The sequence below is a fragment of the Streptomyces mangrovisoli genome (genome assembly GCF_000974985.2).
Taxonomy (GTDB): domain Bacteria; phylum Actinomycetota; class Actinomycetes; order Streptomycetales; family Streptomycetaceae; genus Streptomyces; species Streptomyces mangrovisoli.
In genome coordinates this window covers 56,484-80,235 of record NZ_LAVA02000044.1, presented here as the reverse complement: position 1 = coordinate 80,235, position 23,752 = coordinate 56,484, and the positions used below count along the sequence as shown (strand labels likewise).

Annotated in this window: 22 protein-coding genes; 7 read left to right on the top strand and 15 right to left on the bottom strand. The window is 69.4% G+C overall.

All coding sequences use genetic code 11. The annotated features are described in order from the left end of the window. A partial coding sequence (locus WN71_RS42290) for a hypothetical protein (RefSeq protein WP_206300105.1) occupies positions 1 to 189 on the top strand: 189 nt, incomplete at its 5' end. Positions 190 to 293: 104 nt separating this feature from the next. Further along, positions 294 to 1,502 carry a phosphoserine phosphatase SerB gene (gene serB, locus WN71_RS20080; RefSeq protein WP_046591668.1) on the top strand — a complete coding sequence of 403 codons (1,209 nt, stop codon included), beginning with the start codon at positions 294 to 296 and terminating at the stop codon, positions 1,500 to 1,502. A gap of 136 nt (positions 1,503 to 1,638) precedes the next feature. Here serB and WN71_RS20075 read toward each other — a convergent pair whose 3' ends face one another. The 4 genes from WN71_RS20075 to WN71_RS20065 all read right to left on the bottom strand — a co-directional run bounded on the left by WN71_RS20075 (position 1,639) and on the right by WN71_RS20065 (position 4,152). Beyond that, complete coding sequence (locus WN71_RS20075; RefSeq protein ID WP_046591669.1) at positions 1,639 to 2,157, bottom strand: SixA phosphatase family protein; 519 nt, start codon at positions 2,155 to 2,157, stop codon at positions 1,639 to 1,641. A 108-nt stretch (positions 2,158 to 2,265) separates the two neighbouring features. Next, positions 2,266 to 2,469 carry a hypothetical protein gene (locus tag WN71_RS20070; protein ID WP_046591670.1) on the bottom strand — a complete coding sequence of 68 codons (204 nt, stop codon included), beginning with the start codon at positions 2,467 to 2,469 and terminating at the stop codon, positions 2,266 to 2,268. A 161-nt stretch (positions 2,470 to 2,630) separates the two neighbouring features. Continuing rightward, complete coding sequence (locus WN71_RS43240) at positions 2,631 to 2,747, bottom strand: SGM_5486 family transporter-associated protein (protein WP_276208116.1); 117 nt, start codon at positions 2,745 to 2,747, stop codon at positions 2,631 to 2,633. A 4-nt stretch (positions 2,748 to 2,751) separates the two neighbouring features. Continuing rightward, positions 2,752 to 4,152, bottom strand: coding sequence for a CynX/NimT family MFS transporter (locus WN71_RS20065; RefSeq protein WP_079177971.1), 1,401 nt, complete (start codon positions 4,150 to 4,152; stop codon positions 2,752 to 2,754). Positions 4,153 to 4,234: 82 nt separating this feature from the next. Between WN71_RS20065 and WN71_RS20060 the strand changes: the two genes are divergently transcribed. Then, positions 4,235 to 4,915: a FadR/GntR family transcriptional regulator gene (locus WN71_RS20060; RefSeq protein WP_046591672.1), complete on the top strand. Its 681-nt coding sequence runs from the start codon at positions 4,235 to 4,237 to the stop codon at positions 4,913 to 4,915. Positions 4,916 to 5,077: 162 nt separating this feature from the next. On the opposite strand, the gene WN71_RS20055 is transcribed toward WN71_RS20060, so the two are convergent. The 8 genes from WN71_RS20055 to WN71_RS20020 all read right to left on the bottom strand — a co-directional run bounded on the left by WN71_RS20055 (position 5,078) and on the right by WN71_RS20020 (position 12,451). Further along, entirely contained in the window at positions 5,078 to 5,428 is a 351-nt protein-coding gene (locus WN71_RS20055) for a hypothetical protein (protein WP_046591673.1), read from the bottom strand. A 190-nt stretch (positions 5,429 to 5,618) separates the two neighbouring features. Beyond that, the gene (gene fabI, locus WN71_RS20050; protein ID WP_046591674.1) at positions 5,619 to 6,386 is read right to left on the bottom strand and encodes an enoyl-ACP reductase FabI; all 768 of its coding nucleotides are present in this window, start codon (positions 6,384 to 6,386) and stop codon (positions 5,619 to 5,621) included. A gap of 5 nt (positions 6,387 to 6,391) precedes the next feature. After that, complete coding sequence (gene fabG, locus WN71_RS20045) at positions 6,392 to 7,111, bottom strand: 3-oxoacyl-[acyl-carrier-protein] reductase (protein WP_046591675.1); 720 nt, start codon at positions 7,109 to 7,111, stop codon at positions 6,392 to 6,394. A gap of 175 nt (positions 7,112 to 7,286) precedes the next feature. Beyond that, positions 7,287 to 7,682 (bottom strand): type II toxin-antitoxin system VapC family toxin, encoded by a 396-nt coding sequence (locus WN71_RS20040; RefSeq protein ID WP_079177969.1) that lies wholly within the window; start codon positions 7,680 to 7,682, stop codon positions 7,287 to 7,289. Next, positions 7,679 to 7,966, bottom strand: a complete 288-nt coding sequence (locus WN71_RS20035; RefSeq protein WP_046591676.1) for a type II toxin-antitoxin system Phd/YefM family antitoxin — start codon at positions 7,964 to 7,966, stop codon at positions 7,679 to 7,681. The genes WN71_RS20040 and WN71_RS20035 overlap by 4 nt, the downstream gene beginning before the upstream one ends. Positions 7,967 to 8,060: 94 nt before the next feature. Next, on the bottom strand, positions 8,061 to 10,220 hold the full coding sequence (locus tag WN71_RS20030; protein ID WP_046591677.1) for an AIPR family protein: 2,160 nt from the start codon (positions 10,218 to 10,220) through the stop codon (positions 8,061 to 8,063). Between the two features lie 52 nt (positions 10,221 to 10,272). Continuing rightward, positions 10,273 to 11,781: an N-6 DNA methylase gene (locus tag WN71_RS20025; RefSeq protein WP_046591678.1), complete on the bottom strand. Its 1,509-nt coding sequence runs from the start codon at positions 11,779 to 11,781 to the stop codon at positions 10,273 to 10,275. Positions 11,782 to 11,980: 199 nt separating this feature from the next. Beyond that, the gene (locus WN71_RS20020) at positions 11,981 to 12,451 is read right to left on the bottom strand and encodes an ATP-binding protein (RefSeq protein ID WP_046591679.1); all 471 of its coding nucleotides are present in this window, start codon (positions 12,449 to 12,451) and stop codon (positions 11,981 to 11,983) included. 153 nt (positions 12,452 to 12,604) lie between these two features. On the opposite strand from WN71_RS20020, the gene WN71_RS20015 reads away from it, so the two are divergent. Together WN71_RS20015 and WN71_RS39920 are read left to right on the top strand one after the other, a co-directional pair. Beyond that, positions 12,605 to 13,471: a DUF5753 domain-containing protein gene (locus WN71_RS20015; RefSeq protein WP_046591680.1), complete on the top strand. Its 867-nt coding sequence runs from the start codon at positions 12,605 to 12,607 to the stop codon at positions 13,469 to 13,471. Further along, positions 13,468 to 13,689 carry a DUF397 domain-containing protein gene (locus WN71_RS39920; RefSeq protein WP_079177968.1) on the top strand — a complete coding sequence of 74 codons (222 nt, stop codon included), beginning with the start codon at positions 13,468 to 13,470 and terminating at the stop codon, positions 13,687 to 13,689. Before WN71_RS20015 ends, WN71_RS39920 begins: the two co-directional genes overlap by 4 nt. A 66-nt stretch (positions 13,690 to 13,755) precedes the next feature. Here the strand turns inward: WN71_RS39920 and WN71_RS20010 are convergent, their stop codons facing one another. Genes WN71_RS20010 through WN71_RS20000 form a run of 3 tightly spaced genes read right to left on the bottom strand, consistent with a single transcriptional unit; the run spans position 13,756 to position 20,572 of the window. Further along, the gene (locus WN71_RS20010; RefSeq protein ID WP_079177970.1) at positions 13,756 to 15,366 is read right to left on the bottom strand and encodes a class I SAM-dependent DNA methyltransferase; all 1,611 of its coding nucleotides are present in this window, start codon (positions 15,364 to 15,366) and stop codon (positions 13,756 to 13,758) included. Positions 15,367 to 15,374: 8 nt separating this feature from the next. Next, positions 15,375 to 16,895, bottom strand: coding sequence for a restriction endonuclease subunit S (locus WN71_RS39915; RefSeq protein ID WP_079177967.1), 1,521 nt, complete (start codon positions 16,893 to 16,895; stop codon positions 15,375 to 15,377). Beyond that, entirely contained in the window at positions 16,892 to 20,572 is a 3,681-nt protein-coding gene (locus tag WN71_RS20000; RefSeq protein WP_143074850.1) for a DEAD/DEAH box helicase family protein, read from the bottom strand. The genes WN71_RS39915 and WN71_RS20000 overlap by 4 nt, the downstream gene beginning before the upstream one ends. 221 nt (positions 20,573 to 20,793) lie before the next feature. Here WN71_RS20000 and WN71_RS19995 point away from each other — a divergent pair, with 221 nt between their 5' ends. Both WN71_RS19995 and WN71_RS19990 read left to right on the top strand, forming a co-directional pair. Beyond that, positions 20,794 to 22,341, top strand: coding sequence for a TldD/PmbA family protein (locus WN71_RS19995; RefSeq protein ID WP_046591681.1), 1,548 nt, complete (start codon positions 20,794 to 20,796; stop codon positions 22,339 to 22,341). Beyond that, positions 22,338 to 23,741, top strand: coding sequence for a metallopeptidase TldD-related protein (locus WN71_RS19990; RefSeq protein ID WP_046591682.1), 1,404 nt, complete (start codon positions 22,338 to 22,340; stop codon positions 23,739 to 23,741). Before WN71_RS19995 ends, WN71_RS19990 begins: the two co-directional genes overlap by 4 nt. Positions 23,742 to 23,752: the final 11 nt, after the last annotated feature.

Sequence of the window (23,752 nt, the reverse complement as noted above, 5' to 3'; positions counted from 1 at the left end):
GCCTTCCACTCCTCCGCCGCCTCCGCCGCCTCCGCCGCCTCCGCCGTCTCCGCCGGGGCGGCCGAGGGGCTCGCGCTGAGGGGCGGCGACGCGGTGTGCGGCGGTGCGGCGGCGGCGTGCGGCGGTACGGCGGTGTGGCGGAGGCTGCCCTGCGGCAGAGCGGCGCGGTGTGGCCCCTGGGGTCGGTGACGCTCCGTCGAGGGGCGGCCACCTGCGCGTAACCCATTGTTCCGTGTCCGCTAGGCGGACCTCGACGGCACGAGGCACGGGGTGCCGGATACGGTGGAAACACCATGAACGCTTCGCAGACCTCCGCCGCCCCCACCCTCCTTGTCAAGATCTTCGGCAAGGACAGGCCGGGTATCACGGCCGGCCTCTTCGACACCCTGGCCGCCTACTCCGTCGACGTGATCGACATCGAGCAGGTCGTCACCCGGGGCCGGATGGTGCTGTGCGCGCTCGTGAGCCAGCCGGACGCGGGCCTCGACGGCGATCTGCGGGCCACCGTGCACAGCTGGGCCGAGTCCGTGAAGATGCAGGCCGAGATCATCTCCGGCCGGGGCGACAACCGCCCGCGCGGAGAGGGCCGTTCGCTCGTGACGGTGCTCGGTCACCCGCTGACCGCGGAGGCGACCGCCGCGATCGCCGCGCGGATCACCAAGGCCGGCGGCAACATCGACCGCATCTTCCGCCTCGCCAAGTACCCGGTCACCGCTGTGGAGTTCGCGGTGTCCGGCGTGGCGACGGAGGCGCTGCGCACCGCGCTGGTGACGGACGCGGCGGCGCTGGGCGTGGACGTGGCGGTGGTGGCCGCGGGGCTGTTGCGCAGGGCGCAGCGCCTGGTGGTGATGGACGTGGACTCCACGCTCATCCAGGACGAGGTGATCGAGCTGTTCGCGGCGCACGCGGGCTGCGAGGACAAGGTCGCCGAGGTGACCGCCGCCGCGATGCGCGGCGAGCTGGACTTCGAGCAGTCGCTGCACGCGCGCGTGGCACTGCTGGCCGGGCTGGACGCCTCGGTGGTGGACAAGGTGCGCCAGGAGGTGCGGCTGACCCCGGGCGCCCGCACCCTGATCCGCACGCTGAAGCGGCTCGGCTTCCAGGTCGGCGTCGTCTCGGGCGGCTTCACCCAGGTCACCGACGATCTGCGGGAGCGGCTGGGCCTGGACTTCGCACAGGCCAACACGCTGGAGATCGTGGACGGGAAGCTGACCGGCAAGGTCACCGGCGAGATCGTGGACCGCGCGGGCAAGGCGCGGCTGCTGCGCCGGTTCGCCGCGGAGGCGGGCGTGCCGCTCTCGCAGACGGTGGCGATCGGCGACGGCGCCAACGACCTGGACATGCTGAACGCGGCCGGGCTCGGCGTCGCGTTCAACGCCAAGCCGGTGGTCCGCGAGGCCGCGCACACCGCGGTGAACGTGCCCTTCCTCGACACGGTGCTGTATCTGCTGGGCATCACCCGTGAAGAGGTCGAGGCGGCGGACGCGCACGAGGAGGACTGAGCGGGTTCGGCGCGCCCGAGCAGGGTGGGGCTTGCCCGGGGTGGTCCCGTCGGTGGTCGCGTGCGGGCCGGTCTTGGCCGGCCGCGCAGTTCCCCGCGCCCCTGACGCGGCGCGGGGAGCGTGAACGCGGTCGTCGTCAGTCGGTCGGGGCCCAGTAGTCGAGCAGGGTGGCCGTGCCCGGTTCCAGGCTCTTCCAGGAGCGGTCGAAGGACAGCGTGGCGAAGGCCGCCGCCGGGAAGCCGCGGCGGTCCAGGTGTTCGCGGGCATCGCCGTCCGCGGAGCCGGAGAGAACCTCGGTCAGACCCTGGACGCCCGGGTTGTGGCCGATCAGGACCACGTTCTGCACGTCGTCCGCCAGCTCGTTCAGCACCGCGATGAGCTCGCCCGGCGAGGCCTCGTAGAGCCGCTCCTCGTAGACGGTTTTCGGCCGGTGCGGGAGCTCGTGCACGGCCAGCTTCCAGGTCTCCCGGGTCCGGATCGCCGTCGAGCACAGGGCCAGGTCGAAGGGGATGCCGCCGTCGGCGAGCTTGCGGCCGGCGACCGCGGCGTCCATGCGGCCCCGGTCAGCGAGCGGGCGCTCATGATCGGTCACCTGCGGCCAGTCGGCTTTCGCATGACGGAAGACAACAATCCTGCGGGGTTCTGCGACGCTCATGGAAACCAGCTTCGCATGAAACAGGCCAAGGGGCGCAGGGAGTTGACATGCGGATTCGCGGATCGGCCGGGTCCGTGCCATGGGGCGGACGGGTTTGCCGGACAGGCCCTAGCGGCCCATGAGGCTCTGCACGCGGTCCAGGAGATGGGTGACCACGGGGTCGCCGGCGGCCTGGGCGTCCGAGGCGTTGAGCATCAGCGCGAGCAGGGTGATGAAGGCCAGCGTCGGCAGCGCGAGCGCCCACCAGGGCAGCCTGATGTCGACGCCTGCCGCCTTGGCCGGGTGGGGCCGGGTGTGCGTGGGGGCCGACATGGGTGCCTCCGGTGTCTCCGAGTCGTCCGCGCCGCGTTCCTCGCGGCCACGTCTCGACGGTACGGATCCGGCGGCCCCCGCCCCATCCGGTGACCCACCCACTTGACCCTGACCCTCACCCCCTAGGGGACAGGGGGGCTAGCACCACCATGGGCGGCGGATCAGGGCGAGACGATGGTCGCGACGATGGCGATGACCGCGAAGATGGCGAAGAACGAGCCGAAGACGATCAGCATCTTCTTCTGGCCGTTCGGAGGGTTCGGATCGAGCACTGGCATGGGCTCAGTCTTGCACCTCGCGCACGCCGCCCGGTCGCCGGGGCCCTCCGCGCGCCGCCTCGTCCTCCACCGTGCGGTCGCGGCCCGCCAGGACGCCGACCGCCATCTGCGGCACCATGAGGCCGGCCATCAGCGCGATCGGCAGGCCCCAGCCGCCGCTGCTCTGGTAGAGCACGCCCACCAGCAGCGGGCCCGGGATCGACAGCAGATAGCCGGTGCTCTGCGCGAACGCCGACAGCTGCGCGACGCCCGCGCCCGTCCTGGCACGCATCCCGACCATGGTGAGGGCCAGCGGGAACGAGCAGTTGGAGACGCCGAGCAGCACCGCCCAGACCCAGGCCCCGGCGGCCGGGGCGAGGAAGAGACCCGTGTATCCGGCGAGGCCGCAGGCGCCGAGGGCGAGCACGATGGGGCCCTGGTGGGGCAGGCGGGTGGCGAGCCGGGGGATGACGAAGGCGAGCGGGACGCCCATCACCATGGTCACGGCGAGCAGCACCCCGGCCGTGCCCGCGGAGACGCCCGCGTCCCGGAAGATCTGCGGCATCCAGCCCATGGTGATGTAGGCGGCGGTGGCCTGGAGGCCGAAGAACACGGCGAGCGCCCAGGCGGTACGGCTGCGGGAGATCCGCAGCGCGGGTTCGTCCGGGGTGGTCTGCGCGGTGGTCGGTGCGATGGTCCGCGAGGCGGGCTGCGCGTCGGGCCGCGAGGGGGTCCGTACCCCCGCCGCGCGGTCGCGGACCAGCGGCAGCCACGGCAGTACGGCGACGGCCGCGAGGAACGCCCAGGCGGTCAGGCCGGAGCGCCAGCTGCCGCCCAGGGCGTCGGTCAGCGGGACCGTCACCGCCGCCGCGGCCGACGTGCCGAGGGCCAGCGCCATCGAGTACAGGCCGGTCATCGAGCCGACCCGGTCGGGGAACCAGCGCTTGACGATCACCGGCATCAGCACGTTGCTGACGGCGATACCCATGAGGGCGAGCGCGCTGGCGGCCAGGAATCCGGCGGTGCCGCCGACGTAGGGCCGTATCAGCAGGCCCGCCGTGATGGCGGCCATGCCCGCGCAGACCACCGCGGCCGGGCCGAAGCGGCGCGCCAGCCGGGGCGCCATGACGCCGAACACGGCGAAGCAGAGCGGGGGCACGGAGGTCAGCACGCCGGCCACGCTGCCGCTCATCCCGAGTCCGTCGCGGACCTCCTCGAGGAGTGCGCCGAGGCTGGTGATGGCGGGGCGCAGGTTCAGCGCGGACAGCACGATGCCGACCACGACGAGCCGCGTCGACCAGGCCCGCGCCCGCCTCGGGGACGCGCCGGACTCCGCGGACCCCTTGGCGGCCGTACCAACGCCCCCGCCGGGGCCCGATGCCGTGACTGTCGTCGACCCGCCGGGCCGGTTCTCCTCGCTCACCATGCCGTCCATCATAGAATCATGGGATGATTGGTTGTCCATCCCCCGACCGCCTGCCCGCGGCCCTCCCGTGCGAAGGTTGCCCATGCCTCTGAGCCATCCCCGCCGGTCGGCGCTGAGCGAGCAGGTCATCGCGGCGCTGCGGAACCAGATCACCTCGGGCGAGTGGCCGGTCGGCTCCCGCATCCCCACCGAACCGGAGCTGGTCGAGCAGCTGGGGGTGGCCCGCAACACGGTCCGCGAGGCGGTCCGCGCGCTCGCGCACAACGGCCTGCTGGACATCCGCCAGGGCTCGGGGACCTACGTCGTGGCCACCAGCGAGCTGGCCGGGGTGATGCACCGGCGGTTCGCCGACGCGGACCCCGGGCACATCGCGGAGCTGCGCTCGACGCTGGAGTCGGCCGCGGCGCGGCTGGCCGCCGAGCGGCGCACCGAGAAGGACCTCAAACAGCTGGACGCCCTGCTGGTACGGCGTGAGCAGGCGTGGGAGTCCGGCGACGCGGAGGCGTTCGTCGCCGCGGACGCGACCCTTCACCTGGCGGTGGTGGCGGCCTCGCACAACGACGTGATGACGGCGATGTACGCCGATCTCGGCGAGGTGCTGCGGGACTGGCTGCGGGGGGACGTCGGCGCGGAGCTGACGCCGGAGACGTACATGGACCACACGCGGCTCGTCGACGCGATCCGCTCGGGCGACGCGGAGGCCGCTGCCGCGGAGGCGGCGAGCTATCCCTACCTGTGCCGGCCCACCAACCCCCTGGGCTGAGCCCCATGCCCCCGGCGGGCCCGTCGTGGCCGGTCGCGCAGTTCCCCGCGCCCCTGGGGGTGGTGCCGGTCGCGGATCGGCGCGGGCCGGTGGGGCCCTTCCGCGCAGTTCCCCGCGCCCCTGACGGGGCGCCCCGCAGCCGCAGTCGATGGGCTCAGCCACTCAGCCCGCCACCCTCTCGTGGCCGACCCAGGCCGTGCGGACCTCCTTCCAGCAGCGTCCGGTCAGCCGTACGGTCAGCGCGGGGCCGACGTCCACCGGGGTGCCGTCGGTGTCGAGGTCCCACCAGCGCGCGCACTCCACGTGCAGGCTCACGCGGTCGGTGTCGACATACGGGTTGTGGCAGTGGGCGATCACATGGGAGCCGCGGACGGAGATCCGGCAGTCGGCCCCGAACAGATCCGGGAGCGGCTTTCCGTCCTGCGCGCCCGCGTAGGACGTCGCCTCGTTCGGCAGGAACATCACCAGCGCGACGGCGACCGTCGCGGTGGCCAGGCTGCGGGACAGACGCACAAGGGAACCTCCTCGGTGACGCTGGGGAGGAAAAAACGCCAGGTGAGCGCCCTTCCAGAGTGCGCGTCCCGGACCCTTGCCCGCCCGGCCGGATGGGCCGAACGGGTGAGGGCCCGCACCCCTCGCGGGATGCGGGCCCTCACCTGGTGGAGCGGTCGGCGACCAGGACGCCTGGTGCGGCGGTCGGCGATCAGGCGCCGATGGCGTGCAGACCGCCGTCGACGTGCACGATCTCGCCGGTGGTCTTCGGGAACCAGTCGCTCAGCAGCGCGACGACACCCTTGCCGGCCGGCTCCGGGTCCTTCAGGTCCCACTCCAGCGGGGAGCGGTTGTCCCAGACGGAGGCGAGCTCGCCGAAGCCCGGGATGGACTTGGCGGCCATGGAGCCGATCGGGCCCGCGGAGATGAGGTTGCAGCGGATGTTCTGCTTGCCCAGGTCGCGCGCGAGGTAGCGGCTGGTGGCCTCCAGGGCGGCCTTGGCCGGACCCATCCAGTCGTACTGCGGCCAGGCGAAGGAGGCGTCGAAGGTGAGGCCGACGACCGAGCCGCCGTTCTGCATCAGCGGCAGGCAGGCCATGGTCAGCGACTTCAGGGAGAACGCCGAGACGTGCATGGCCGTGGCGACCGACTCGAACGGCGTGTTGAGGAAGTTGCCGCCGAGCGCGTCCTGCGGCGCGAAGCCGATGGAGTGCACGACGCCGTCGAGGCCGCCGAGCTCCTCGCCGACGACGTCGGCCAGGCGCCCGAGGTGCTCCTCGTTGGTGACGTCGAGCTCGATGACCTTGGTGGGCTTGGGAAGCTTCCTGGCGATGCGCTCGGTCAGCGTGGGCCGCGGGAACGCGGTCAGGATGATCTCCGCACCCTGCTCCTGGGCCAGCTTCGCGGTGTGGAAGGCGATGGAGGACTCCATCAGCACACCGGTGATCAGGACGCGCTTGCCCTCGAGAATTCCGCTCATGATGATCAGTGACCCATTCCCAGTCCGCCGTCAACAGGGATGACGGCTCCAGTGATGTACGAGGCGTCGTCCGAGGCGAGGAACCGCACCGTCGCGGCGATCTCCTCCGGCTGCGCGTAACGGCCGAGCGGGACCTGCGAGACGATGCCCGCGCGCTGCTCGTCGGTGAGCACCTTGGTCATGTCGGTGTCGACGAAGCCGGGCGCGACGACGTTGAAGGTGATGTTGCGCGAACCCAGCTCACGGGCGAGGGAGCGCGCGAAGCCCACCAGGGCGGCCTTGGAGGCGGCGTAGTTCGCCTGCCCCGCGGAGCCGAGCAGACCGACGACCGAGGAGATCAGGACCACGCGGCCCTTCTTGGCGCGCAGCATGCCGCGGTTGGCGCGCTTGACCACGCGGAAGGTGCCGGTGAGGTTGGTGTCGACGACCGAGGTGAAGTCCTCCTCGGACATGCGCATCAGGAGCTGGTCCTTGGTGACGCCCGCGTTGGCGACGAGCACCTCGACCGGGCCGTGCTCGGCCTCGATCTCCTTGTATGCCTGCTCCACCTGCTCGGAGTCGGTGATGTCGCACTTGACGGCGAGGCAGCCCAGTTCCTTGAGGGCGGCCGGCGGCTCCCCCGAGCGGTACGTGATCGCGACCTTGTCGCCGGCTTCGGCGAATGCGCGGGCGATGGCGAGGCCGATGCCCCGGTTGCCTCCGGTGACGAGAACCGAGCGGCTCAACGGATCACCCTTTCGATAGCGGTCTGATCTCACCCGCCCGAACACCTGGATGACAGGCGGCTTCTTCGAAAACCTATCGGTCCGGGTGCGTCGGCGGGCAATCGGGCACCGACAGTGGCGCGGCTCGCCTCCTGTGGGGTCTCTACAGTCGACGACCCGCAGGAGGCGGTCTGCATCAGTCCTCCACACCTGGGGCGCGGGCGGGCAGCCCTTCCTTGCACGCCGCGTCGAACATCCGGCGGTCGTACGTGACGAGCGCCACCAGATCTCGCTCAAGTGAAAGCGCGCTCGCCACGTGGAGGGCATCGAGCGCACGCAGGCCAGGGTCGACACGGGTGGCCAGGTCGCGGACCTCCCGACCGAGGAGAATCTCCGTCACCCGTTCATCAAGATCCGCCAGGGCCTGCGGGAAACTTCCCGCCCGGTCCAGGTGTCGCACGGTCTCCACGAACCCGACGGTGCACGTGGCCAGTGGCGAGAGGGGAAAGCCCGCGAGGAAGGCTTCCAGCGCGGAGGCGTTAGCCCGCCCTGTCAGCAACGTGATCAATGCCGATGAGTCCATGTAGATCATTGGTAGTACTCCTCGCGCTCGGCGAGCAGCGATTCCAGGGGGTCCGGCGCATCGTCGCCGACGTCGTACCGAGGGAAGTCCGCCAGATTGACCGCGGTGGCCGCCTTGAGCTTGATCCTGCCCTGCGCCACCAGGTGGGCGTACCGCTCCATCGGGCCGCCGCTCGGGACCAGTATCGCGATGACATTGCCGTGGCGGGTGACCTCAACGGTCTCCCCCTTCTCCACACGAGCGAAAACCGCGCTGGGGTTGTACGAGAACTCACGGACGGAGATGGTGCTCATAGCGGCGACCCCTCATTTGTGCCTACACAGCTTCCACTGTAACTACAAATAAGGGGTTCGCGTCACGGCTGACCTGTCCACGGCTCCACGGCTGTCACTCGGAGTCCTTCTCCCCTTCCAAGCCGTCGAGGAGCCGCCGGGCGAGGATGGCAAGCGTCTCTCCGTCCTGCGTGGCCCAGCGGGCGGTGCCCTGGTTCGAAACCGGGCGCCCTTCCCAATCCGCCAGCTCCCACATGCGTGCGATGAGACCGCTCGGCGAGTACGTGTTGCCGTCGGCGGCCCAGACGATCGGGCGCGCCCGGTTGGTGTTGGTCCACTTCGCGAGTGCCCGGCGCGGGTTCGCGTCCAGCCACGCAGCAAGCGCCTCTTTCTCCGGCTGGAGGTACAGGGCCAGATGCAGGGGCGCTCCTTCGTCGAGGGCGCCCCTGTCGACGATGACGTGCACCGCGTTGGGCCTGCGAGTCTTGCGCGGCTTGTCCTCCTGACGCCGATACTGCGCGGCGGCATCCTCGCCCCCTCCGCCGTCGAGGACTGTCAGGGCCGCGGTCACGAGGTCGGCGGCCTGTCCGGGGTCGGCGCACACCCGCTGGAGACTTGACCGTGCCCCCACCTCGTCCAGGGCCCGTACGAGCGCCGGTACAGCCCTTTTCACCAGGCCGGGCACCTGCTGCTTGGCCTCGGCGGCCCACGCGAGCGACTGGTCCGGCTCGCCCATGCCGGCGTCCTGGTCCAGGAGCTGCCGGAACACCAGGTGGGTGATGAGGAACGTGCCGTCGTCGATGACGGCGGCCGCGCGCCCGGCGTACTGTTCGCGTTCCGTACGCAGAGCCGTACGCACGGCCCGCAGGACGTTCACGGCGTTCCAGATCGCGTACACGCTGGGTACAGAGCGGAAGAGGGGGTCGTAGATACCGCTGCTTCCCCGCTCCCACAGCACGTCTGTGGAGCCGGACGCAACGAGCCGGGCCGCGAATCTACTGCCGGTGTGGGCGCAGGCGAGCGCGCACGCGGCCTCCACGACGGAGCAGCCCTCGTCGTCCTGGGGTTCGAGTTCGCTGCGGCGGACGCTGTACACGAGGCCGAGTTCGGCACGGAACTCTGCTATGAGCACCGCTTGGACGGGGTCGAGGGCGATGCGGTCGCGCTCGGTGATGTGGTTCTGGCGGTTGGTGGCCTGGGTGGTGCGGTTGGCGAACTCGGTGTCGCCACCGGTGACGATGAAGCGAACGGTGACCTGGGCGAGTCCGGCTTCCTCGGACTGCTGGGCGGCGTCGATGACGGAACGCACGGTCTGTGCGCCGTTGACGACGCTGGCGCCCTTGGCGGTGAGGCGGACGGGGTGGCGCTCGGGGAACTTCTGCGATCCGGGCACCGCTTCCAGGGAGTCGCACAGGACGGTGACTCCGTTGTTGAAGTACCAGAAGTGGGACGGCTCTCCGGTGAGCGTGTCCAGCAGCTCCTTGTTGATGGGGGTGAGCCCCAGCGGGTTGCGGATGTTGCGGACGAACAGTTCGTTGCCGTGCTCGGCCCAGGTCGCGACCTCTTCGGCCTGTACGACGCCCTCGTAGGAGAGGTAGGGCGAGGGCACGCTGAACCAGGGGTGGAGTGTCGCCGTCAGCGTGACGGGGTCGCTCTGCTGGTCCCGCAACACCAGGCCGTGGATGTCAGGAGCGTGCAGGAAGTGGTGGTCGACGTACTCACCATGGGAGTTGAACTCGTTCTCGCCGTTCTTGATGACCTGCAGCACACCCGGCGAAGGCGGCTTCGTCCCCATGAGGGCGATCACCTGTGTGATCCGGGTGCTCTTCTCGCCGATCAGGTCGTGTGCCCGTTTGGCGAGGATCTGGCCGCGAGGGTTGAACTGGGCGGCCTCTCCGGAGTCGATGAGGGTGAGCCCTGCGAAGAGCTTGTGGACCGCGGTCTCGTCCGCCTTGGCCGTCCCGTCCGGGCTCCACTTGGCCTGCACGAGGTAGATGTGTGCGTTCGCCTCGTCGATGGCGATGGCGTCGATCCCTTGGTCCTGGCCTCCGTCGATGACGCAGTCGGCCGCCTGCTCGGGGGTCCAGTCGGTCATGATGCGCACGGCGTGCGCCGCCAGAGCACGGGAGCGGAAAGCGGGTTGGGTCTGTTCCGGCGGCCGGTTGCCGAAGTCGCTCACGTCGATGAGGCCGGGGTACGTCGTGTCGAAGGCCCGCTCGGTCTGGCGGACCGGGGCGGGGACGGGTGCTGCGGACTGCTGGGGAGTCGCGTTCATGGTTCCTGTTCCGGCTAGCAGGGAGCGGCGAGTGCGGGCGGCGCGAGGAGCATCAGTCGAGCGAGTCCAGAACCACCTGGAAGCTCCGCTGTGCGTCACCGAGGCGGTCGACGATCGACTGGGCGATCTCGCGCGGGTCGCCGAAGTCGTCGGGCGCGTCGGCGAGATGGGCTTTCAGATCGAGACTGGCGCTGCCGCTGTCCGCTATGTCGCGCACGTCGTCCCGGCTGTACCGCCTGAAGCGCGCCGATTCGACGCGCCCCGCGCGCCCCTCCCCTCCGGGCCGGTACGCCTCCAGGAACTCTGCGAAGTCCTCTTCCGTGAGCGGGTTCTCGGTGTCCGTGTGGTGCAGGTCTCGGGCGTCGTACACCCACAGCTCGTCGGTGGCGGGATCGCCGTTCGGGCGCCGGAAGGACTTGGTGAAGAACAGGACGTTCGACTTGGAACCGGTGTCGTGGAACATGCCGGTCGGCAGCCGCAGCAGGGTGTGCACGTCGCAGTTCCTCAGGAGCGTCCTGCGGATGGTGGCCGCCGCTCCGCCGTGGAACAGCACGCCGTCGGGGACGAAGACGGCCGCCCTGGCCCCCTGGGGCAGGGTGACGGCCAGGTGCTGGAGGAAGTTGGCCGGGAGCGTGGCGTTCTGCGCCCAGAAGTCACTCCGCCGCTCGGTGTTCGCCTCAACGTTGCTCTTGAAGGGCGGGTTGCAGATGGCGACGGTGGCGGGGACGTCCGACTCGTACCGGCGTACCAGGCGATCCTTCGTGTCGAGCGAGTCCGCGCGCAGTACCGGCGGTACGCCGTGGAACTGGCGCCCGGTGTTGAGGAGCACGTTCATCGTCGCCAGGCGGCACATCTGCACGTCGATGTCGGCGCCCGCGATGGCGGCGGCGTCCACGCGGCCCCCGTGCGCGGCCATCTCGCGGTGGGCGGCGATGAGGCTGGTGCCGACCCCGACGGCCGCATCGATCACGCGGTCCCGTGGGGTGAGGGCGAGCGCCTTGGCTATGACGGTAAGCAGGTGGGGCGGGGTGAGGAACTGGCCCGTCTCCCGCTTGGCACGGATATCGTCCCGGCAGTCCGCTATCAACAGGGAGAAGGCGGAGCCGAGTTCGTCCCGAGGCACGTCGGACCAGCGGTACGGATCGAACTCCTCGACGATCAGCCGTCCCAGATCTGCCATCTTGTCGGCTGGCCAGGGGCGGGAGTCGTGGAAGAGGACACTCGCGACGGCCCGGCGGGGATCCTGCGGGTTCACCTTGCCGAGTTCGGCCATCAACCGGGTCAGGGCACCGTGCAGATTCTCCCCGCCGGCGAGGACGAGACTCGGCCAGCTGTCCGCCGGTGCGATCGGCGGACTCGCGAACATCCCGGTGCGCTGGGCGCGTTCATGGTCGAGCCTGAGAAAGAGCAGGTACGCGATGTGCTCGGTGAACTCCAGCCGGGTCAGCCCTCTGAGGCTCGGCTTCTGCTCGAAGAACCGTCGCCAGCGCCGTAGGATCCCGTCCGCCGTCCAGTGCGCCTCCGGCCCTCTCGCCCCGATGTCGTCGCGCTCTGCCGCCATGCCCCACCCGTTCTCGAACGTCTCTGTCCGAGTAGATACGCCGACAGGCCACCCCCTGTTGCGGCAGCGTCGGATCCCGGGCACGAAGCGCTCCGAGAACGCATCGGAACCGGCCGACCGGGCCGCAGGCGATCAACTCCCTTCCAGGGTAGGTGCAAGGTCGGCATCCAGGGCCCCGCGCGGTACGGTTTTCAGCCTGTCAGACATCACGCCCCGGTCGGCCCGGAATCCAGCAGCGCACCTGTTTGCCGACCGGCGCGCCCGCGACCCGCCACCCCGGTGCGAGCAGATCGACCAGCGGCAGACCGCGCCCCGACTCCGCCTCAGGATCGTCGAGCCGCACACCGCCGCCCCGCACGGGCAGCGTCCGGCGGTACGGGTCGTGCAGCCTGACCCGGACGCCTCGCCCCGCGTCATCGCCGCACCCGGACGACGTGACCTCCACCTCGGCTACCAGTGGAACGAAGTCACCACACGCGCGGACCGCGTTCCCGCACAGCTCGGACATCACCAACTGCGCCGAGTACACGAGGTCTTCAACCATCCCGGCACCGGAGAGCGTCCTGGCGATGAGAGAGCGGGTGGCATGCAGGTGGTCGGGGGTGGCAGTGAGGTGGAGAACGAAGCCGGAGGGGGTGGGGGTGTGGCACCAGCCGAGAGAGTGAGGCATGGGGGCTCCTCTGCGTCGGGTGTGGACTTGCCTTGCTTTACGATGACTTGAGGGTGGCCACACACCCCCTGAAATTGCAACCTTTCTACCCGATCGGGTTATTGTTTCCCTTTACCTCCTGTCAGGGCATGGCGCGAATGACATCATGCTGGTATGCCGAACGCCCCTTTGGCCCCGACCGTCAGGCGCCGCCGACTAGGAGGAGCACTTCGCAGGCTCCGCAACGAGGCTGGCCTGAACCTGGAGCGCGCCGCCGCCGCGATGGCGTGGCAGAGCCCGAAGATGTCGAAGATCGAGAATGCCGTACAGGCGATCCGACCCGCCGACCTGGACAAGCTGCTCACGATCTACGGAGTGAACGACCACGAGGTTCGCGACACTCTGGAGCAGCTGAGGAACGACGCGGCGAAGAAGGGGTGGTGGCAGGCGTATTCGCAGGTCGTCGGCCCGCTCTACGCGGACTACATCTCCCTGGAGACGGACGCCGAGGTGGTGTGTTCATGGTCGCCCCTGTTGATTCCGGGGCTGCTACAAAGCGCCGCCTATGCGCGCGAGACGATCGTCGGGATCACCACCACCCGAAGCATCGAAGAGGTCACCGCCTTGGCGGAGGTGCGCATGGCTCGCCAGGCCGTGCTCAGTCGACCTGACGCCCCTCCGGAGTTCTGGGCGATCATCCACGAGGCAGCCTTGCACCTGAGGTTCGCAAGCCGGCCCGACACGATGCGAGAGCAGCTGCGCAGACTTCGCGAGACCGCCGAGCTACCCAATGTGACAGTGCAGTTGATGCCCCTCGACGCAACACCTCATCCAGGGCTTGAAGGCGGTTTCTCGCTCACCAAGTTCCGGGCACCGCTGCCGAGCGTCGTCCTCTTGGAGAACGCGGGTACAGCAACGTACGTTGAAGGCGAAGACGCGGTCCCGTTCGAGCGGGCGTACGAGCGCATTCGCGCCACCGCCCTGCCCGTCGAGGACTCACTCGTACACATCGCCAAGCTGGAAGAAGGCTTCCGGAAGTGATCGACCGCAAAACTGAGCTGTACGACCAAGACCTCAATGGCGCTGTCTGGCGCAAGGCAACAGCCAGTGGTGCCGAGAACGACTGCGTCGAGGTCGCCGAACTGCCGCATGGCGCACGGGCCGTACGCGATTCGAAGAACCCGGATCGGGAACCACTGCGGTTCACCGCGTCGGAGTGGGCCGCGTTCCGGGCAGGTGTGATCGCGGGCGAGCTCTGAGCGCGGAGCTTGACGAACAGCGGCGGGCCGGTGGTTCTCGGTGAACTACCGGCCCGCCGCCCGGCGCTACTTGTCGTCGGCCGTCGGCGGGTTGCCCTTCTTCAGGGCGCGGGCCACGGCTGTGAACTGGGCCAGTGCCACTTCGAGTTCGTCGACGATCTCCTGCGCGATCACGTCCGGTGACGCGTACTCCGTGGCGGCGGCACCGGACTTGAGCACCGTGATGTCCAGGTTGACCTTGTCGCGGGTGATCAACTCATCGTAGTCGTACGCGCGGAAGCGGTCACTCGGGGTGCGCTTCGCGAAGTCCGTGCCGCCGGAGTGATAGGCCGCGACGAAGTCGTCCAGGTGCTGGCGGCCCAACTGCCGCTGCTTGAGCGTGAAGCGCTGGTCCGTACGGAAGTCGTAGACCCAGAGCTTGCGCGTGCCAGGGCGGCCTCCGGAGCGTTGGCCGATCTTGTCGAAGAACAGGACGTTGGCCTTGACTCCGTTGGCGTAGAAGATGCCGGTGGGCAGGCGCAGGAGGGTGTGGACGTCGCACAGGTTGAGGAGGTTCCTGCGGATGGTTTCGCCGGCCCCGCTCTCGAAGAGGACGTTGTCAGGGAGAACGAGGGCGGCTCTGCCGTTGGTCTTCAGCAGGTTGTAGATGTGCTGGACGAAGTTGAGCTGCTTGTTCGTCGTCGGCGCCCAGAAGTCGGTGCGTGAGGTGTACGACTCGCCGGTCACCGAGCCGACGCCGAAGGGCGGGTTGGCAAGCACGATGTCGTAGTGCCGCTTCGGCGGGCGAGCCAGGGAGTCCTGGATGGTGATGAGCGGCTTGGCCTCGGAGCTTCCGATGCCGTGCAGCAGCATGTTCATCAGGGCGAGACGGCCGGTCTCGCGGACGAGTTCGTACCCGGTGATGGCGCCGGTCTGGAGGTCGCGGCCCTTGTCGCCGTACAGCTCGTCCTCGTGGTTCAGGACGAGGTGGGCGTGCGCCGCGATGAGGAATCCGCCGGTGCCACACGCCGGGTCGGTGATCCACTCACCGGGCTTCGGCTGCACGCAGTCGACCATCGCGTCGATGAGCGGGCGGGGTGTGAAGTACTGGCCCGCGCCGGTCTTGCGGTCCTCGGCGCCACGCTGGAGGAGGCCCTCGTAGGCGTCGCCCTTGAGGTCCTGGTTCTCTGTGGTCCAGGTGTGAGGGTCGATCAGGTCCTTGATCAGGCGTTCGAGGACGGCCGGTTCATGGATCTTGTTCTGCGCCTTGGTGAAGACCTCGCCGAGCATGGTGCCGCCGCGCTGGCCCAGATCCTTGAGGATGAACTCGTATTGGTCGAGCAGCGCTTCGGCGGATCGGGTGGTCAGGCTCTTCCAGTCGCGGCCTTCGGGAACGAGAGGCCGCTCGGGGGCGTTGCGCCGGAAGACGGCCGGGTGGCTGGTGCGCTCGTCGGCCATCTTCAGGAAGAGGAGGTACGTGAGCTGCTCGACGTAGTCCAGGGTGGAGACGCCGGAGTGGCGGAGCAGTTCACAGTACGACCAGAGGCGGTTGACGAGGGTGGAGGTCGAGACCGGGGCGGCGGGGGCGGCCTTGGTCTTGGCCTCGCCTCCCGCAGGGGGGGCAGGCGTCGCGCCAGGCGTGGGCGAGTCCCCGGCGCCAGCGGGGTCCGTGGGGGGCGTATCGGTACTGCTGCTCATGATGGTGCTCACAGGGGGAGGGCTTCCTGGACGCCGGGGGAAACCAGTCGGCCGGAGGTCTGGGGGGCCGCCTGGGACGTTGTACCGGGCTCGCGCTTACGACCTGTCGGCTTGGCGCTGACTGTCTGCAGAGCTCGGAGCCGGTCCAAGACGGCAGAGGCGGGCTCGTCGTCGGGATCCTGGGGAACCAGGGAACCGGTGAAGGCGGCGTTAAGAAGGGCCTTCCGCAAGGTCACGCCTTGCTCGTACACCCCTTGGGCCACCTCCGCAGCGGTTTCCGCCTCCGCCAAACGGCTTTCGATCAGCTTGACCAGATCTCGCTGCGCGGCTTTCGGCGGCACAGGCACAGGAAGTAGTTTGATCCTTCGAAGACTGATGGAAGCAAGATTTACTGTCTGCTTTCCGTTACGGTCACACCAGTCCTTGCCAAACGCATTCGCATGCCACGCGAGCAAGCGGGGATCCAGGGTATCTCTTGTAACACGGGCGCGAAATACGTGATTCTGGTGAATGCATTTCTCTATCTGCCCTTCCCACACCCACCCGCGGCCCAGCTTGTCCCGGTCCCCTCCTTCATTGAGAAGAACGTCACCGACCTCAAGCCTCAGAGATTCTGCCTTTTTCTCTGGAACCTTGATTTTTTCCACTCGGTCGAGCACGATTCGCCCACGCTGAACATTCGCGACCCGAAGATACGGAACCTCGACGTATGCGGGATCGCTCTGCTTTTTACTGTCTTTCGTAACCCCGCCAACGACATCAGCAAGCTCTCCGAGACGTACCCATCTCCATCCGCTCGGGAGATAGGGAAGCTTCCCGTCATCCACATCTGCGGAATCGATCGGGACAGGGAAGCGCTCAACCCTGCTAAGCCCTCCGCATGCACCATCGCCTGTGATCTGATTTCTTAGGACATCGGAGGCGGTAATGGCGGCCACGACCGCCGCCTCTCCTGCTTCGATATTCGCCAGCTGATCACTCAGTCTGGCAACGATGCGATGCTGTTCGGCAAGGGGCGGGATAACGACCACTGTATCCAGGAGCGCTTTACGGGAAACGCTTGCCTGATTTACATGATTATTCAGAATCGACTTGAAATATCCTGTCGCCCACATATGGTGCAGCTGCGCAGCGAGGAACCTGCCTTCAAGCCCTTCCGGGCCCCGCAGTCGCGTCATGTGATTGGAATAAGCGACTGGCTTGGCAGAGTCAACCCACGCCGTCTTCCCCACAAGCGCCGGACTGTTGGTGTTGTTGAACAGAACGTCACCCAGCACGACGCGCCGGTCGGAGTCATCAACAACGTAACGCGCATCCAGCGTGTCCAGCATTCCGTTACGGGTGATGTTCATCGGACGGAGATGAAGAATTCCCTCACCGTCACGGTTGTGCTTACCGCTCGCAAATCCAGGTTGAACCTCAACGCCCAACTCCCCGAGCGTCGCCCGAACCCACCCGGCAGGCAGCTCCCTCATGACGTCACCCTCGGCCTCCGAACCTCTCGGCCCCACACCCGAGTCGGTCGTCACGCGCTCAGCTCCTTGTCCAGGTCAATGATGATGTGTTCCGCCCGCTTCCCCCCGAATTCGGCGATGAACCCGTCCGTGCCGTTGCGCGAGGTGAAAGGAGCGTAGTCGAGGTCGGCAGTGTCGAAGCGTACCTGCTCGGCCGTCGCGAGGGCGATGCGGTCGAGCCACCAGCGCTGGCGTTCAGTGAAACGCGCGCCCGCCTGTTCCTGGCGGGTGAGCCACGCCTCGTAGCGCTCGCGTACGAGCTCTTCGTACGGGCGCGGTGCCGGAACGCCCTGTGCGGCGCCGCCCGCGAGTTCGTACCGGAGCAGGGCCAGCAGATCGGAATCCGCGTGCCTGCGCCGGGCCCCGTCGATCACTGCTTCGCCGATCTTCTCGTACGCCTTCCACAGCCTGTCCGGAGTCCAGGCGCGCGGCGGGCGGGCGATGCTGCGGGCCACGTCTTTGAGCCTGTCCATGGCGACACCCGGCGGCACGTCGGAGCCGGCGCTGAACGCGATGGACATCGCCGCGATCTCGTCACGGTTGTCCGCGATGTACCGGCGCCAGTCGCGGACCGTCTGCGTCGCCGTGTCCTCGTCGGCGGCGGCCCCCGCTCGGACCAGTTCGTCGGTGCCGTTCTCGTCGTACAGGATGTCCTTCGCGCGTCGCATCTCCAGCAAGCGGGCGCGCAGCGGCGGTGCGGCGGCGAGGGGGCGGACGGCCTTCTCGATGAGGTCGCGTACCGCGCGTTCGGGGTCCCGGCCCGCACGCTCAGCGGCCTCCCGCACGTCCAGCTGCCGGTCCGCCGAGACGGCCTCGACCATCCCGTGAACGATCTTCGTCAGTTCCAGTCCGCCGCTCAGGCGCTGGATCTCGGCGCGCTCCTCGTCCGTCATCTGGATGTCGAGCTTGGCGAGGCGGGCCGCGAGGGTGGAGACCTCTTCCTCCTCGATGGTGTTCGCAGCGGTCTTGCGGAGCAGCTTCTCTAGGCTGATCTGCTTCTCCGTGTGGCGTTCCAGCGGTGCGGCGTCGATCTTCGGCTTTTTTGTCACGCCGACCGCGTCGACGATCACGAAGCGGGTCTTGGGGCCGACACCGGGGGTGACCTTCTCGAAGTCCGTCAGGGAGAGGGTGCGGGCGCCCCGGCCCTTCATCTGCTCGAAGTACGCCCAGCTCTTGACGTCCCTCAGGAACAGCAGGCATTCCAGCGGCTTCACGTCCGTGCCCGTGGCGATCATGTCGACGGTGACCGCGATACGCAGCTCCGGGAGGTTGCGGAAGGCGGCGAGGCGCTCGGCGGCGTTGCGGGCCGCGCTGGTGATCTTCACGCAGAAGTCGTTGCCCTTGCCGAAGACGTCGCGGACGACCTCGACGATCTCCTCCGCATGGTTGTCGTTCTTGGCGAAGACCAGCGTCTTGGGCACGTACATCTCGTCCCAGCGCAGCACGCCCGTTTCCGGGTCGTGTCGGGCGCGCTCGGGAAAGATCTCCGTGAACAGGCGGTCGCGGAAGGTCTGGACGACCGTACGCAACTGGTCCTTGCTGATGACTCCGACACCGACCTGCCTGGCGCCGTACTCGATGTCCTCGTCGATGTCCTCGTAGCGCTGGCGGCGGGTGCGGCGGTCACGGACCGGAATCGTGCCGTGCGCGATGACACCGCCCTCGGCCGTTATGCGTGTCTCGATCTCGTAGACGGAGAAGTCGACGTTGACGCGGTCGGCGACCGCCTGCGGGTACGAGTACTCGCTGACCAGGTTGCCGTTGAAGTAGCCGAAGGTCTGGGCGACGGGCGTGGCGGTGAGGCCGACGACGGGGGCGTCGAAGTACTCGAGGACGGAACGCCACTTGCCGTAGATGGAGCGGTGGCACTCGTCGACGACGATCAGGTCAAAGGCTTCCGGGGGGATGTCGGCGTTGTAGCCGACCTCGATGCCGCCCGGCACGTCGACGTCGTAGTCGATCTCGCCGTCACCGTGTTCGGTGCCCGGCAGACTCGCTCCCGTGAGTTCCATGTAGAGGCGCTGGACAGTGGAGATGACGACCTTGGAGGAGGCGAACATGCCCTCCGCGCCGAGGCGCTGGACGTTGTAGAGGTCGGCGAACTTGCGGTCGGTGTCAGGGGTCTTGAAGTTCTCGAACTCGGCGAACGCCTGCACACCGAGGTTGTTGCGGTCGACCAGGAACAGGACACGTTCGGCGCGCGCGTGCTTGAGCATCCGGTACGAGAACGTCACCGCCGTGAACGTCTTGCCCGCGCCGGTGGCCATCTGGACAAGGGAACGGGACTGGCCCATCCCCTGCTGGCCCTTGCCGTGTGCCACCGAGTCCTCCACGCCGCGTACCGCCTTGATCTGTGCCGGGCGCAGCGGGCGTTCGTCGAGGTCGGGCATGCGCAACCGCAAGCGGGCCCGGTAGCTGGGGGCCTGCTCGTCCTCCTCGGCCTGGCGGACCCAGCGGGCGAGGGTGCGCGGCTGGTGGAAGGAGAAAATCCGGCGGGTGCGGGAGTCCGGGTCGAGGACGGACCGGAAGCGGGTCTCGCCGCCGTCGCTCACGTACCGGAACGGCAGCGGCGTACGCCAGGCACTGAGGCGCTGCTGGGCGTCGGTGAGGTGGTCGGCGTAACCGTCGGCCTGGGCCTCGGCGGCCGACAGGTCGGCGCCCTCGCGCTTGGCCTCGATGACGCCGACGAGCTTGCGGTCGACGTAGAGGGCGTAGTCGGCGCGGCCTCTGGCGGTGGTGACCTCGCGGACGGCGACGCCGTTGCCCCTCCGGTCGCCCTGGACATGAAGGTTGAGATCCGCGCCGCCGTCTTGGACGTCCCAGCCGGCCGCCGCTAGCATCGCGTCGAGCCGCTTGCGGACCTGTACCTCGGTGAGGGGTTCGCGGGATGCCTGCTCCGCGTTGTCGAGGAGGCGGGCGCGCTCCGCGACGGCCGCCGACGCGGCAGCCCGGTCGGTGATATCGGCCCGCCTGCGGCTGATGCGCGTGGTGTCGGCGGCGGCCTGGTACTCCTTGAGCCGGTCCTGCATCGCCGCGACCGCACGGGCCAGCTGCTCGCGCTCGGCCTGCGCCTGGGCGAGCTCGCGCTCGACGGCGCTCCGGGCCGCCTGCTCGGCCTGGGCCTGGGACGCCTGGTCGTGGTAGCTGAGGCGGGCCTCTTCGAGATCCTTGCGGGCCTGGGCGACGTCCCGAAGCAGGCGTTTGTTCTCGGCGGCGGGGGTGCGGTCGGGGCTGGGCGGCACGAACGGCAACTGCTGGCGCGAGCCCGTGAGCAGCCGGTGGTACCAGACCCCGAGACGGAAGCAGGTGCGCAGCGCTCGGAAGGCGTCGTCGGCGCTGTCGAGCCCCGAGTGGTTCGCGTCGTTGCCGAGCGTGCGCACCTCGTGGAAGGCTGCGCCCACGTCGCCGTGGAGGTATCCCTCCCGGTCCAGTGCCCGCAGCCGGTCGAACTGAGTACCGCCCTCCAGCCGGACCCGGCCCCGGTTGACCAGGTCGGCGGCCATGGCCTCGCCGAACTGGCGGGACTTGATCAGCGAGGTGTTCGGATCGCTGAAGACATGGCTCTCGGCCGCGGTTCCGTACGCGACGAGCAGGGGAAGGTGCGGCAGCAGGAACCCGAAGTTGCGGGACTGCCCAGCCAGGCGTACGAGTCGGGGGTCCGGCGCCTGGGACGCCCCGCCTGCGCTGCTCATGGGGTGGTACCGCCTCTCCCGGAACACGAAGACCACAACGGCTCGTCCGGCGTGATCGCCCGTCGAGCCTAACCGGCCGACAGCGCCTCGCGCCGGTCTTCGGCCCCACGACTCCCGGCCAGGATCTCGTCGTTGCCGCCACGGCCGAATAGCCACGCCACAGCGTTCGACGACATGGTTCACTCACCCGAATCGCGCCATGACCGAAGGGAAGGCCGCCCATGGCCCATGAAATCGATCAATCGTTCCGCGCACTGCCCTTGCGGCCCCTGGCGGACGCCGCGCTCGCGCGCGCACGCTCCCTCGGGGCCGAGCACGCGGACTTCCGGTTCGAGCGGGTGCGCAGCGCGTCCTGGCGGCTGCGGGACGCCCGGCCCGCGGGTTCCTCGGACACCACCGACCTGGGGTACGCGGTGCGCGTGGTGCACGGCGGCACCTGGGGCTTCGCGTCGGGCGTGGACCTGACCCCGGACGCCGCCGCGAAGGTCGCCTCGCAGGCGGTGGCCATGGCGAAGCTGTCGGCGCAGGTGATCAGCGCGGCCGGGGCGCGGTCCACGGGCGCGGACGGGCAGTGGGGGCGGGTGGAGCTCGCCGGCGAGCCCGTGCACGCCGAGCGGACCTGGGTGTCGTCGTACGAGATCGATCCGTTCGACGTGCCGGCCGAGGAGAAGGCGGCGCTGCTCGCCGGCTGGAGCACGCGGCTGCTGGCCGCGCCCGGGGTCGACCACGTGGACGCGTCCCTGCTCACCGTGCACGAGAACAAGTTCTACGCGGATACGGCGGGCACCGTGACCACGCAGCAGCGGGTCCGGCTGCACCCGCAGCTGACGGCGGTGTCGGTCGACGAGTCGAGCGGCGAGTTCGACTCGATGCGCACCCTCGCACCGCCCGCCGGGCGCGGCTGGGAGTACCTCACCGGGACCGGCTGGGACTGGGACGGCGAGCTGGAGCGGATGCCGGAGCTGCTCGCGGAGAAGATGCGCGCGCCCAGCGTCGAGCCGGGCCTGTACGACCTGGTCGTCGACCCGTCCAACCTGTGGCTGACCATCCACGAGTCGATCGGCCACGCCACGGAGCTGGACCGCGCCCTCGGCTACGAGGCGGCGTACGCGGGCACGTCCTTCGCCACCTTCGACCAGCTCGGCAAGCTGCGCTACGGCTCGGACCTGATGAACGTCACCGGCGACCGCACCGCCGAGCACGGCCTCGCGACGATCGGCTACGACGACGAGGGCGTGGCGGCCCAGTCCTGGGACCTGGTCAAGGACGGCACGCTCGTCGGCTACCAGCTGGACCGGCGGATCGCCCGGCTGACCGGCTTCGAGCGGTCCAACGGCTGCGCCTACGCGGACTCCCCCGGTCATGTGCCGGTGCAGCGGATGGCCAACGTGTCGCTGCGGCCGGACCCGGCGGGCATGTCGACGGAGGACCTGATCGGGGGCGTGGACCGCGGGATCTACGTGGTCGGCGACCGGTCGTGGTCCATCGACATGCAGCGCTACAACTTCCAGTTCACCGGCCAGCGCTTCTTCAAGATCGTGAACGGGCGCGTCACGGGACAGCTGCGGGACGTCGCCTACCAGGCCACGACCACCGACTTCTGGGGCTCCATGGCGGCCGTCGGCGGCCCGCAGACGTATGTCCTCGGCGGCGCGTTCAACTGCGGCAAGGCCCAGCCGGGCCAGGTCGCGGCCGTGTCGCACGGCTGCCCCTCCGCCCTGTTCAAGGGCGTCAACATCCTTAACACCACGCAGGAGGCCGGTCGATGAGCGCGGGTCCGAAGAAGGCGCACAAGCCGCACGAGGTCGTCGAGCGGGCGCTGGCGCTGTCCCGCGCGGACGGATGCGTCGTGATCGCCGACGAGCACTCCACCGCGAATCTGCGCTGGGCGGGCAACGCGCTCACCACCAACGGCGTGACCCGCGGGCGCACGCTCACCGTCATCGCCACCGTCGACGGCAAGGAGGGCACCGCCTCGGGGGTGGTGTCGCGGTCCGCCGTCACCGCGGACGAGCTGGAGCCGCTGGTGCGGGCCGCCGAGGCCGCCGCGCGGGGCGCACATCCCGCCGAGGACGCGCAGCCGCTGGTCACCGGCACCCCGCACTCCCCCGACTTCACGGACGCGCCCGCGGAGACGTCGTCGGCGGTCTTCACCGACTTCGCGCCGGCGCTGGGCGAGTCCTTCGCCCGCGCGCGGGCGGGCGGCCGGGAGTTGTACGGCTTCGCCAACCACGAGCTGGTGTCGACGTACCTGGGCACGTCGGCGGGGCTCAGGCTGCGGCACGACCAGCCCACCGGCACGCTGGAGGTGAACGCGAAGTCCCCGGACCGCGCGCGCTCGGCGTGGGCGGGCCGCTCCACGCGGGACTTCAAGGACGTGGACCCGCTGGCGATGGACGCCGAGCTCGCCGTGCGGCTCGGCTGGGCCGAGCGCCGGGTGGCGCTGCCGGCCGGGCGGTACGAGACGCTGCTGCCGCCGACGGCGGTCGCGGATCTGCTGATCTACCAGCTGTGGTCGGCGTCCGGCCGGGACGCGGCGGAGGGCCGCACGGTGTTCTCCCGGCCGGGCGGCGGCACCCGGATCGGCGACCGGCTGACCGATCTGCCGCTGAGCCTGCGCAGCGACCCGAACGAGCCGGGCCTGGAGTCCGCGCCCTTCGTGGTGGCGCACTCCTCGGGCGGCGACGAGTCGGTGTTCGACAACGGGCTGCCGGTGCGGGCCACCGAGTGGGTCGGCGGCGGCGAGCTGAAGCACCTGACGACGACGCGGCACAGCGCCGGTCTGACCGGGCTGCCGGTGGCGCCCGCGATCGGGAACCTGATCCTGGACGGGGGCGCGGACCGCTCCCTGGACGAGATGGTCGCGGGCACCGGGCGCGGGCTGCTGCTGACCTGCCTGTGGTACATCCGCGAGGTGGACCCGGCGACGCTGCTGCTGACCGGACTGACCCGGGACGGCGTCTATCTGGTGGAGAACGGCGAGGTCGTCGGCGAGGTGAACAACTTCCGCTTCAACGAGTCGCCGGTCGACCTGCTGGGCCGGGCCGCCGAGGCCGGGCGCACGGAAAAGACGCTGCCGCGCGAGTGGAGCGACTGGTTCACTAGGGCTGCGATGCCCGCCCTGAGGGTGCCGGACTTCAATATGAGCTCTGTCAGCCAGGGCGTATAACCTCGTAGGCG